Genomic DNA, 12393 nt, shown 5'->3' on the forward strand with positions numbered 1-12393 from the left:
TATATGTTAATCTTTAGTTTCATTTTATTTTTATTTTAATGTTAAACATCAAATTTATTCACCCTAAATTTTTTCCAACTTGGATTTTAATTTTGCTAATGCGAATTGGAGTCCTTATTCCTTTTAGTACACAAGTAATTATAGGTAAATTTATTGGTAAGGTAATTTATCCATTTATGACAAAATGGCGCTCAACAGCTTACGCCAACATATCGCACTGCTTTCCTGAAAAAAAACAAACTCAAGTTATTACTTTAGTTAAGCAACACTTTGAAGCGATTGGAATTAGTCTTTTTGAAACTGCAAATGCTTATTATGCAAGTGATAAAAAAATTAATAAGCTATTAACAATTAATCAAGAGCACTACTTTACAGATGCTCTCAAACAGGAAGGTGGGGTTATTATTTTATGTGCTCACTTTATGCCGCTTATGTTAGGAAGTCGTGCTTTATTGATTAATCACACAATTGCTAATATTTATAGACCACAAAATAATGAGCTTTTTGATCAGGCAATGGTCAAAGGTTATAAAAAAAATGGTGCTGTAATGATTAAAAGTAAAGATACAAGGTCAATTATAAAAGCCATAAATAATAGCCTACCTATTTGGTATGCGCCTGATCAGGACTTAGGAAAAAATAATAGTGTATTTGCTCCATTATTTGGAATTCAAACTGCAACTGCCTCTGCTACTGCAAGACTTGCCAAAAACAATAACACTAGAGTCATACCATATAGCTTTGTTAGAACAAGTAAAGGGTATGAAATGTCTTTTGAAAAGCCTCTTTCAGGCTTTCCATCTAGTGACCCAATTATTGATGCAACAACTACAAACAAAATTCTTGAAAAACAAATAAATAAAACTCCAGAGCAGTACTTATGGATCCATCGTCGTTTTAAAACAAGGCCAGATGGTGCAGAAAACTTCTATAAAAATAATTAATAATATTTTATTAGAAATACAACAATTCAAAAAAATAGAGTATAATTCCGTTCTTAAATTTTGTCACATACACTGTTAATTATGTCAATCGATACACAAGCTATTATTAAAGAATACCAAAATGACGCGGCTGATACTGGGTCTGTTAACGTGCAAGTTGCTCTTCTAACTGCAAGAATCAAACATTTAACTGAGCATTTTAAAACACATAAGAAAGACCATCACTCAAGAAGAGGTCTTTTACGTTTGGTCTCTCAACGTAAAAAATTATTGGCTTATGCTAGGATTAATGATGTCACTACTTACTCAAATTTAATTTCACGACTAGGCCTTAGAAAATAAATATTAGCGTGAAATAAATTAAAGCCCCTATTTTGGGGCTTTTTTATTACTTGTCGTATTAAAATAGGGTTATGGAACTGTCTGCTAACTATCAAAAAATATCTGAACTAATTGAGCGCTCAACTGCTTTAGCTAAGCATCTGGTGATTGACGAAAAGATTGAACGCTTAGAAGAAGTAAGATTGGAATTAGAGAATCCCAAAATATGGTCAGATCCTGAAAAGGCACAGTCTTTAGGTAAAGAAAAAGTCGACCTTGAAAGCCTTTGCGAAGCATTTTCTTACTCATCAAGTATTTTAAATGATGCTAAAGAGCTCCTTGATATGGCTGAAGCTGAAAATGACACAAACACAGTTAATGGAATCGTTTCAGATTTAAATGAAATAGAAAAATCAATTGCATCATATGAATTTAGAAGAATGTTTAGTGGCAATATGGATCAAAATTCTGCATATCTAGATATTCAATCAGGATCTGGAGGAACTGAGGCCCAAGACTGGGCTGAAATGATTTTAAGAATGTATTTAAGATGGGGTGATAAACATAATTTTAAAGTTAAGTTAATGGAGGTTTCAGCTGGAGATGTTGCTGGAATTAAATCTGCAACTATTCACTTTGATGGTGACTATGCATTTGGCTGGCTAAGAAGTGAAATAGGCATCCATAGGTTAGTTAGAAAATCTCCATATAATGCAAATGGAAAAAGACATACCTCATTTTCTTCAGTTTTTGTGTCCCCAGAAATTGATGACAATATTGAAATAGATATAAACCCTTCTGACCTTCGAATTGATACTTATCGCGCCTCAGGAGCAGGTGGTCAGCATGTTAATAAAACTGAATCTGCTGTTAGAATTACGCATTTACCAACTACAACAGTCGTTCAATGTCAAGACGGAAGGTCTCAACATGCTAATAAAGATCAGGCAATGAAACAATTAAAATCTAAACTATACGAGCTTGAAATGCAAAAAAGAAACAGTGAAAAGCAGGATGTTGAAGATTTAAAGTCAGATATCGGCTGGGGACATCAAATACGCTCATATGTTCTTGACCAGTCACGTATTAAAGATTTAAGGACAGGGGTTGAAAGTAGTAATACTCAGGATGTACTTGATGGTAATTTAGATCAATTTATAGTAGCAAGCCTAAAAGCAGGCCTATAAAAATAAACCTTCATCGATTTAAATTGCATTGGTAAAATTGTTACTAAACAAATTAAAGCTAAACAATGAAAGCCCTAGATAAAATTCAGTTTAATGAAAACGGACTAGTTCCCGTAATTACTCAGGACTTTTCATCTTCTGAAATTTTAATGATGGCGTGGATGAATAAAGAAGCACTATCTTTAAGTGTGAAAACAAAAAAAGCAGTATATTTTTCAAGGTCTAGAAAAAAACTTTGGTTTAAAGGCGAAGAGTCTGGCCATAGTCAAGATATAGTTGAGATTTATACAGACTGTGATCAAGATGTTATTTTGCTTAAGGTAAGTCAACAAGGCGGTATTGCTTGTCACACAGGCCGTGCTAATTGTTTTTTTAATAAACTTGAAAATAATGAATGGCAAAGTATCTCAGAGGTCATAAAAGATCCAAAGGAAATCTATGGATAACATGCTTTTAGCTCTCGAAAAAATACTTGAAGAGAGAAAATTATCCTCAGGAGATAAATCTTATGTTTCCTCTTTATATCGTCAAGGAACAAATAAAATCCTAGAAAAGATTAGCGAAGAGTCAGATGAAGTTATTAAAGCTACTAAAGAAGAGGGAAGGGAAGAAGTTATTCATGAGGTAGCAGACCTTTGGTTTCACTTGTTAGTTTTACTGCGTCATGAAAATATTTCACTTGAAGAAGTTGAATTAGAGTTAGCCTCTCGTTTTGGCATATCTGGTCATGAAGAAAAGGCTTCTAGAAATAAATAGATTATTGTATCAACTCAAAAGCACTTATAATTCCATCAGCTACGTCAGTAATTCTTTTATTTTTGTCCATAGCCATCTTCCGAATAGATTGATAGGCTTCATCTTCAGTTATTTTTTTATGCTTCATCAGTAAACCTTTAGCTTTTTCAACTGCTTTTCTCTCAGCTAACTGATTTCTTGTAGCATCTAACTCATCTTTGAGTGCTTGAAACTCTCTAAAACGGGCAATTGCAACATCAATAATCGGCTGAACTCGTTTTTCCTCAAGACCATCAACAATATATGCATTAACTCCTGACTTAATAGCAGTACCAGCCATATGATCTTCTGAGCTTTCTGTAAACATAACAATAGGCTTAGGTTTAGTTTTGTTAACATCCCTCAAGTTAGCAAAAACAGCCTCATCTGGAATATCTGCATTGACAATGACAACATCAGCATGAGTAATTTCGTTACTGGTTGCAAGATTAACACTCCCCTCTAAACGAGAGATAACTTCATGACCTTTATCTTGAAGTGCGCGTCTAAGAATCGCAGATCGCCCCATATTCTCATCAACTAGTATTATTTTTAACGCTGTTTGTTTCATTATAATTTTAAGTTTATTTTTGTTGGCTGGTAATATACCTCATTGAACTCATCTTTCATATTTAATTAGAGTTTTAGTAGTTTTAAATATTCTGCTTCGGTAAGAAGGTCAACCTGATGAGTTTTGGCATCTTTAATTTTTGATTGACCAACATTTTCACCAATAATTAAAAAATCAGTTTTTGAACTAACGCTCTTTCCAACATTTGCCCCGAAAGCTTTGGCTTGTTTTTGAAGCTTAGCCCTAGATTCACTCATTGTTCCAGTAAAAACAATTGTCATACTATTAAAAGGACTATTACTTTGATTTAATTCAGTATTTAAGAGTGTTTGTTCTAATTTAAAACCTCCTGAAATTAAAACCTCATATTGAGGCTTAATTAAGGTTAAGCCATCAAAAATTAACTCTGCAGTTATTTCAGCAAAGCCATTAATATTTGAAATGTCTTTGATAGATAAATCAAAAATTTTTTCAACTGAATAATTTCTTAGTAAATTCTCACAGTTTCCCATTCCAAGTCTTTGCACCCCAAAAGCAGCCAAAAACCTCCAGTCTTCAATACTTTCTTTTCTTGATCTAATGAGCTGATTAATTAGATTATGGGAGGTTTTTTCACCAAAACCCATAGACATTAATTTAGCTTCATTTAGAAGATAAATATCACTTACTTGGTGAATGCCTTCAGCGTATAGTTTTTGAATTGTAGCTTGTCCAAACCCATCATTATTTGCAAGAATTCGGAAAAAATATATTATTTTTCCCATAATTTGTTCTGGGCATTTTTCATGGTTAAAACACATTAAAAAATCAGAATCCCAGCTTAGTTTATATCCACAACTTGGGCAATTAGAAGGGATATCTACTTCTGCAGTTTTCAAAACTTTATTAATTTTAGGAATAACTAAGCCACTTCGAGTCAATTCAATAACACTTCCAGCACCTAAACCTTGTTCTTTTACAAGGCCATAATGATGGCCAGAAGCACGATAAATTGTTGCTCCACTAAGCTGCGTTGGCTCTAACTCGGCAACAGGTGTTATCTTTCCAGTTCTGCCAACCTGAGCTGTGACTGATATAACTTTAACTTGAGCTTTTTCTTTATTCTCTTTGAATGCAATTTGCCAGCGGTGAAATTTTCTGTTAGAACCCATATAATCTTTAAGCTCGGGATTTACTATTTCGAATACCACACCATCAATATCAAAATCAACCCCGCTCTCCAATTGACCAACTATATCTAAAAATTGATTACTAAATTCTTCAATACTGCCAAGCCATTGAGGTAGTTGCGTAAATGGAACAAATAAAGCAGCTTTATTACTAATTGCTTCAATTGCTAATGAATCTAACTCTTTTTCTTTAATAAGGCTAGCCTGGAAGTTTCTTGGATATTCGAAATTATTACTAAGATGCTTTTCAAAATAACTACGTTTAACAACTATTTCTCCAGGACCTTGTCCTCTTTCACTATTATTAAAAATTCCAAGCCCCCTTGCGAATACTCTACTTATATCACTTCCTTTATTACCATCTCCCCTTGTATAGAGTTTAGAGCCATCATCGTACCCAGCAAAGCCATCTAACTTAGCTGTTCCTTTTATTTGAATATCAGCAAGTGGATAATCAATTTCACTTGAAAACTTAGAAACTCTATCTAGCCACTTATTTATCTCTTCCCAACTATAGGCTTTATCTGTAGATAGCATTTTTTGAGGAAGTTTAATTTTCTCTTCTGAAAAACCTTCATTTTCAGCCTCAATTTTTTGCAAAAAAGAATGATCTGGAAGTCTTTTTGATAACTCAGGATTAAATACAAAGTCATAGTCCTCGTCACTAATGATAGGATTTCCATCTCGGTATCTTTGATTTGCAATTTGACAGAATTCAAGTAAATCATCATCTGTTAAATCGCTAATCAAAATTTTCTGATCAGCGATATCTTGAATTTTTATATTAGTGAGCATGATTTAAATAAAATCTAGCTAGTATTTAAAAAGATTAAAACTTTGACGCAATTTGATTAAAAAGTTCAAAACTATAAGCTAAGGTATCGTCCTCATCTTCCTCAGATAAATCGACAAAATAAACATAGGTTGAAAGCTCATCAACCTCTCTAACAATCAACTGATATGTTTTGGTTGAATTAGCCGTATTAAGGAGTCTAGAGAAATATCCTGAATATGGCTTTACATTTATAAAGTAACTACCTTCAATTGGGTCTCTGTCATCTATGTCAATATTGAGCTCATCAAGGGCCCACCCAAGATAGCTCCATGACTGCTCTTTATCATAAGGGTAAATTAAGCTAGCATAACCATTTTCAGAAGTTTCAACTAAAGCAGTTGCCTCTTTACTAGTTTCATTTGATTGTATTTTATCAATAGCTTCTGCCCTATCATTGCCTAAAAATACCATTAGAGTTAGTAGCATCTCTGTCTCAAGCTCAACATCTTTTTCTCTTGGCTGCCAAACTCTCATTGCCCCGCTTACAACTTCGCCAATTGATGAAAGAGTTAAGTAAACTTCAGATTTATTTTGACCTTCAACAGGTTCTATTCGAATGCGGTACTTATCAGCAATTGGGAGCCCATATTGGGTTTTTAAGGCTCTTGCTAATGCAGCTCTTATTGTACCAAGCGATTTATCAGGGACTACGGTTTCTATCTCAAGATAATCAGTCTCTAAAATACCAATTTTTTGATTTTCTTTGTTAATCTTAAAATTATAAGATCTAAAAAATTCTTTAGAGAGCTTCCATACTTCACTTGGAGGCAGGTCTACAACAAGCCAGCGGCGATACTTATCACGCATAACTTCAACATTTTGAACTCTTTTTACAACAATTTCTTTATCACTTACTTCAGTAACTTCAGTAAATACGCCCTGAGAACTTGGCGCAGTAAGATCTGGAGGAATTATTAAAGAATCAACTTTTTCATCAGCTTGATAGTTTACGACACGATTTCCTATATTTACTTTCTTAATGGGATCTGAAATCTTTGAACAACTCACAGCTAAAAAGCTAATTAGAATAATGGTTAAATAGTTGATATTTTTCATACTAAATTTAGCTCCTTTAGGTCATGCTCAATAGTTGATTTGAACTCATTAGATAATTCCAGTAATGGAAGTCTAATACCTTTATCACACTTTCCCATCTTATGAAGAGCCCATTTAACAGGAATTGGATTTGCCTCTATAAATAAATTTTTATGGAAATTTATTAGTTGCAAGTTTAATTTTTTAGCCAGCTCTTCATTCCCCGCAATTGCTGATAAGTAAACTTTCTGAAGCTCTTTTGGAACAATATTAGCGGTTACAGAAATACCGCCATGGCCACCCGCAATTAAAAAATCAACAGCTGTAGCATCATCTCCAGTTAATAACAAGAAGTCATTGGGACACTTTGCAACTAACTGTTTTATGATTGAAAGATCTCCAGTTGCATCTTTAATTCCAATAATATTAGGAATTTCAGATAACCTACAAGTTACATCCACAGACATATCAACTGCAGTTCTGCCAGGGACATTGTAAAGAATTTGATCGATATTAACACTTTCTGCTATTAATTTAAAGTGCTGAAATAATCCTTCTTGAGTTGGCTTATTATAATATGGAGTAACTAATAAACAAGCATCGGCACCTAGGTTTTTTGCTTCTTGAGTAAGCTCAATAGCTTCAGATGTTGAATTAGCACCTGTACCTGCAATTATTGGAATTCTTTTCGCAGCATACTTTACTGTATGGTCTATTATTTTTAGATGCTCCTTTACTCCTACAGTCGCAGACTCACCAGTAGTTCCGACGGCAACAATTGAACTTGTTCCTGAATCAATATGGAAATCAATTAAATGATTAAGTGCCTCATAGTCAACAGCTCCATCAATAAACATTGGGGTAATTAATGCAACATTTGAGCCTATAAAAGAGTGATTTTTATTCATTTAGAGATTGATTCAAAATATAGCTGAAATTATATACGATTGGCCTAGTAATAACAATTCTACTAGAGACTTTATCATAATAGATTTACTTGGTTATAAGGTCGGGTCTTTTTTGATTAGTTTTTTCAATTGATTGCTGATTACGCCACGAATCTATTTTAGCTTGATTTCCACTTAATAAAACCTCTGGAACAGTTTGGCCATCAATAGTCTCTGGCCTAGTATAGTGAGGATAATCAAGTAAATTATTAGTAAATGAGTCTTTTAAAGAATCCTCATTTCCCAAAACATTGGGTAAGCGACGACTCACTGAATCAATTAACACCATAGCCGCTAATTCACCACCACTAATAACGTAGTCTCCTATAGAAACCTCATAGTCAATATCATTTTCTATAATTCTCTCATCCACCCCTTCATAACGACCACAAAGCAAAGTTAATGAATCAAAGGATGCTAGTTTTTCTACTAAACTCTGGTTTAATGCTTGGCCTTGAGGTGACAGGTAAATAACTTTGGTTTCTGGAGTCTGCTCTTTAATCTTTGCAATACAATCCCTGATTGGTTTTACTTGCATTACCATTCCACCACCACCACCATAAGGCTTATCATCAATATTTTTGTATTTATTAGAGCTGAAGTCTCTAAGCTGCCATTCTCTAATTGAGATAATCGACTTCTTTATTGCTCTTGCAACAACGCCCTCCTCTGTAATCGCAGAAAACATTTCAGGGAAAAGAGTAATAATTTCGAATTTCATTTATTAACCTGTAGCGTTATTAATAACAAGCCTAGACCAATAGATTAGTTAAAATTTGTGAGTAAATTTTAGTCAGATCATCTAAATCTTGGACCAAAACTGACTCATTAATCTGATGAATTGTTGCGTTAATAGGACCAAGTTCAACCACCTGCGTTCCTTCTTGTGCAATAAATCGACCATCAGAAGTGCCTCCAGATGTTGAAAGCTCTGGTTTAATTGACTTTATTTTTTCAATTGCATCAATACATGCAGAGACTAAGACTCCTTGTGGAGTTAAAAATGGGTAGCCTGAATGTGACCAATCAATAGAATAATTAAGTTTATGACTATCTAAAATATCATTTACTTTTTTCTGAAGCTCTTCTTTTGTAGTTTCTGTTGAATACCTAAAGTTAAACATTATTTCTACTTCACCGGGTATAACATTTGTTACTCTCGAGCCAGAATGGATATTTGAAATTTGAAATGAAGTAGCTGGGAAGTAATCATTCCCATTGTCCCATTGCTGCTGACATAAATCATTCAGCGCTGAAGTCATAAGATGATTAGGATTCTCTGCAAGATGTGGATATGCAATATGCCCTTGCTTTCCTTTTATAGTTAAAAGGCCATTTAACGATCCCCTTCTTCCATTTTTTATAACATCTCCAAGCACTGAGGTAGATGATGGCTCACCAAGCAAACAATAATCTATCTTCTGACCAAGACTTTTAAGATAATCCATCACTTTAACCGTTCCATTAACAGCCACTCCCTCTTCATCAGAGGTAATTAAAAATGCAAGAGTCCCTTTGTGATTAGGGTTTTTTTCAATAAAGTTTTCTGTTGCCACAAGCATCGAAGCCAAACCTCCTTTCATGTCAGCTGCGCCCCTACCAAATAAGAGTCCATCTTTTACTGTTGGCTCGAAAGGAGGTGTTTTCCATGCCTCATCATCTCCAGCAGGAACGACATCAGTATGGCCCGCAAAAGAAAAAATTGGACCAGTATTTCCATGAGTAGCCCAAAAATTATCAACATCTCCAAACTTAAGAGGGTGAATCTTAAATCCAATTTTTTCAAGACGATCAATCATGATGGCTTGACAGCCCTTATCATAAGGAGTTATAGAAGGCCTACTTATAAGTGATTTTGCTAATTCTAATGTTTGACTCATGATGGTTATTTTACTTGTAAATTTAATACCGTATTAAGAGCCTCTTCGATAATATTTCTATCAGGGTGAGTATCTGGCATAAGATATAAAGCTTTTTGCCAGTAACCTATTGCCCCATCCAGGTCAGATTGATGAGCTAAAACAATGCCTGCAAAATACAGCACCTGAATTGATTGAGGATCAAGACTTAAAGCCTTTTCAATTAAAGTTTTAGACTTGCCATAAAACATGCCATCTTGATTCGCAGCTATAGCGCTAGCAAACTGAAGAAGTAAATCAATATCATTTGGATTCAATTCAAACGCACTCTCAAAAGTCTTAATTGCATCATCAACACTTCCAACACCAACTTGCGCCAGACCTAGCATTTTTAACGCTTGAAAATCATTTGGATTTTCTATTAAATAATCCTGTAATTTTTCAATACTTTCACTCATAGTCAAAGGCTCAGTTAAAGCAGTATCAGAATTTGGAATTATTTTTGGAGCCAGCTGAGAATAAACTAATAAAGATAAAATTCCAATGGATAAAACTATCAGAGCTAGCCATTTTAATGGCTCAATGGTTATATTTTTTGCAGGACTGGTTTTTAGCTCTGATGCTAAAGTGCTAATAATTTCTGACTCCGCTTCTTGATATTGAGCGCTCTCAATATGTCCTTGGTTAAAATCTATTTCAAGCTCAGCCTGCCTTTGTTTATTAATTGCTATATTTGAATCATCATCACTAAGGTTTGACTTCACTGGCCGATACAGAAACCATGCTAAAAATAAGCTAGATAAAACAATCATCAAAATAAATTGCCAGCTTAGGATCATGATTTAGCTCTCACAAAATAACGCCGGTCAATTGCTGCAAAGAGAGCTCCAAGGGCAATCATTAATCCACCTAACCATATCCATCTCACCAGCGGCTTATAATAAATTCTTACGCTCCAGGCACCGCCTTGCAAACCTTCACCTAAAGCTACATAAAGATCTCTAGTTATTGATGGATCAATTGATGCTTCAGTCATTGGCATCCCGCTTTGGTAATATCTTTTCTCAGGAGCAAGCTGTGCAATTTTTTCTCCTTCACTATAAACACTAATGTCACCAATAAAGCCTGAATAATTATCTTTCATATGAGGACTTACCCCATTAAAGACAAAGTCATATCCTGCAATATTTTGAGATTCTCCAACATTCATTTTTATATCTTTTTCAATACCAAGTTGGGTTGTTACTGTAGCGCCAAGAACAAAGACTGCAATTCCAAGATGGGCAATTATCATCCCAATAAATGCAAATGAAAATTTTGATTTTGTCCTTATTCTTTTCGTTAATAAAATAATGACATGAAAGGTAACCCAGATAAACAGGCCAATTGCAATTAACACATAAATATTATCTGTAATTACAACTCTTGCAAGCAAGATTAATAAAGCGATGCCAATCCAGTTTAGGCGCAGTAATAAAGTTAATCTAGATACGCTATCTTTCTTCCAGCGAACAAAAGGGAAAATAGCTAATGCTAAAACTCCTGGCAGCATAATTGGCACAAAAACTGCATTGAAATAAGGCGCACCTACTGATATTTTTCCAAGATTTAATGTATCAAGAATTAATGGATAAAGTGTCCCCAAAAGAACTGTAAACATTGCCGTGATAAGCAATATATTATTTATTAACAGTCCAGTTTCTCTTGAAAGTAGTGCAAATTGATTACTTTTTTGCAATAAGTGAGAGCGCCATGTGAATAGAACCAAAGAGCCGCCAATAACAATAAATAAAAATAGCAAAATAAACAGACCTCTTGTTGGATCTGTTGCAAAAGCATGGACAGAAGTTAAAACTCCAGAGCGAACTAAAAAAGTTCCTAACAAACTTAATGAGAAACCACCAATAGCTAAAAGAACTGTCCACTGCCTAAATGCGCCTCTCTTTTCACTAACGCTTAATGAATGGATAAGCGCGGTCGCAACAAGCCAAGGCATAAATGACGCATTCTCTACAGGATCCCAGAACCACCATCCTCCCCAGCCAAGTTCGTAATAAGCCCACCAACTTCCAAGCGTTATCCCAACAGTCAAAAAAGCCCAAGAAATTAACGCCCATGGCCTTGTCCATCTTAGCCAAGTGCTATCTAACTGGCCTCTGATTAATGCAGCCAATACAAAGGCAAACGGAACTGCTAATCCAACATACCCCATATATAACATTGGCGGATGAACTGCCAAACCAAAATCTTGGAGGAGTGGGTTTAGCTCTCTCCCTTCTAATGGAGGAATCAGTAAACGCTCAAATGGATTCGATGTAAAAAGTAGAAAAAGCAAAAATCCAAAACTTATAGCACCCAGTATTACGAGAATTTGATTTAATAAATCCGACGGAATACGCTTAGAAAAAATACTAACCGAGATAGTCCATATTGAAAGCACAAAGACCCATAAAAGTAATGAGCCTTCATGAGCTCCCCAGACTGCAGATGCCTTGAATAAAACTGGGAGCTGAGTATTTGAATTATCAGCTACATACTTCACTGAAAAGTCATTCGTGAGGAATGCACTCATTAGAATAATAAAAGCAATAACAATCCAAAAACCTTGCGCCCAAACTAATGGCTTTGCAAGTTGAGCAAGACTAGATTTATTCTGATAAAGACCTATTGATGGCAATACCATCAATAGCACAGAAAATATCAATGCAAGAACGAGGGAAAAGTGTCCAATTTCAATCAACATAAGTCCAA

Annotated in this window: 13 protein-coding genes; 5 read left to right on the plus strand and 8 right to left on the minus strand. The window is 34.6% G+C overall.

Annotated elements, in window-relative coordinates; genetic code table 11:
* Positions 1-38 precede the first annotated feature (38 nt).
* The 5 genes from lpxL to ABXT44_RS06775 all read left to right on the plus strand — a co-directional run bounded on the left by lpxL (position 39) and on the right by ABXT44_RS06775 (position 3208).
* The gene (lpxL, locus tag ABXT44_RS06755) at positions 39-944 is read left to right on the plus strand and encodes an LpxL/LpxP family Kdo(2)-lipid IV(A) lauroyl/palmitoleoyl acyltransferase (protein WP_416686462.1); all 906 of its coding nucleotides are present in this window, start codon (positions 39-41) and stop codon (positions 942-944) included.
* 81 nt (positions 945-1025) lie between these two features.
* Positions 1026-1286: a 30S ribosomal protein S15 gene (rpsO, locus tag ABXT44_RS06760; RefSeq protein ID WP_416688460.1), complete on the plus strand. Its 261-nt coding sequence runs from the start codon at positions 1026-1028 to the stop codon at positions 1284-1286.
* Between the two features lie 71 nt (positions 1287-1357).
* Entirely contained in the window at positions 1358-2452 is a 1095-nt protein-coding gene (gene prfB, locus ABXT44_RS06765; protein ID WP_416686463.1) for a peptide chain release factor 2, read from the plus strand.
* A 65-nt stretch (positions 2453-2517) separates the two neighbouring features.
* On the plus strand, positions 2518-2898 hold the full coding sequence (gene hisI, locus ABXT44_RS06770) for a phosphoribosyl-AMP cyclohydrolase (RefSeq protein ID WP_416686464.1): 381 nt from the start codon (positions 2518-2520) through the stop codon (positions 2896-2898).
* On the plus strand, positions 2891-3208 hold the full coding sequence (locus tag ABXT44_RS06775) for a phosphoribosyl-ATP diphosphatase (RefSeq protein ID WP_416686465.1): 318 nt from the start codon (positions 2891-2893) through the stop codon (positions 3206-3208). The genes hisI and ABXT44_RS06775 overlap by 8 nt, the downstream gene beginning before the upstream one ends.
* A 1-nt stretch (position 3209) precedes the next feature.
* Here ABXT44_RS06775 and ABXT44_RS06780 read toward each other — a convergent pair whose 3' ends face one another.
* The 8 genes from ABXT44_RS06780 to ABXT44_RS06815 form a co-directional block, all read right to left on the minus strand.
* Positions 3210-3797 (minus strand): ANTAR domain-containing response regulator, encoded by a 588-nt coding sequence (locus ABXT44_RS06780; protein WP_416677561.1) that lies wholly within the window; start codon positions 3795-3797, stop codon positions 3210-3212.
* 65 nt (positions 3798-3862) lie between these two features.
* The gene (locus tag ABXT44_RS06785) at positions 3863-5761 is read right to left on the minus strand and encodes a BRCT domain-containing protein (protein WP_416686466.1); all 1899 of its coding nucleotides are present in this window, start codon (positions 5759-5761) and stop codon (positions 3863-3865) included.
* Between the two features lie 34 nt (positions 5762-5795).
* The gene (gene bamC / locus ABXT44_RS06790) at positions 5796-6857 is read right to left on the minus strand and encodes an outer membrane protein assembly factor BamC (protein ID WP_416686467.1); all 1062 of its coding nucleotides are present in this window, start codon (positions 6855-6857) and stop codon (positions 5796-5798) included.
* Positions 6854-7744, minus strand: a complete 891-nt coding sequence (dapA, locus tag ABXT44_RS06795; RefSeq protein WP_416686468.1) for a 4-hydroxy-tetrahydrodipicolinate synthase — start codon at positions 7742-7744, stop codon at positions 6854-6856. Before dapA ends, bamC begins: the two co-directional genes overlap by 4 nt.
* Positions 7745-7829: 85 nt before the next feature.
* A complete protein-coding gene (gene trmD, locus ABXT44_RS06800; RefSeq protein WP_416686469.1) occupies positions 7830-8504 on the minus strand; it encodes a tRNA (guanosine(37)-N1)-methyltransferase TrmD in 675 nt (224 codons plus the stop codon).
* 31 nt (positions 8505-8535) lie between these two features.
* Positions 8536-9663 carry a succinyl-diaminopimelate desuccinylase gene (gene dapE / locus ABXT44_RS06805; protein WP_416686470.1) on the minus strand — a complete coding sequence of 376 codons (1128 nt, stop codon included), beginning with the start codon at positions 9661-9663 and terminating at the stop codon, positions 8536-8538.
* 5 nt (positions 9664-9668) lie between these two features.
* Entirely contained in the window at positions 9669-10481 is an 813-nt protein-coding gene (gene ccmI / locus ABXT44_RS06810; RefSeq protein ID WP_416686471.1) for a c-type cytochrome biogenesis protein CcmI, read from the minus strand.
* On the minus strand, positions 10478-12385 hold the full coding sequence (locus tag ABXT44_RS06815) for a heme lyase CcmF/NrfE family subunit (protein WP_416686472.1): 1908 nt from the start codon (positions 12383-12385) through the stop codon (positions 10478-10480). The genes ccmI and ABXT44_RS06815 overlap by 4 nt, the downstream gene beginning before the upstream one ends.
* Between the last annotated feature and the right edge of the window lie 8 nt (positions 12386-12393).

Origin of the sequence: Candidatus Pseudothioglobus sp. Uisw_041 (genome assembly GCF_048087625.1) — a bacterium.
In the GTDB taxonomy this organism is placed as follows: Bacteria; Pseudomonadota; Gammaproteobacteria; order PS1; family Pseudothioglobaceae; genus Pseudothioglobus.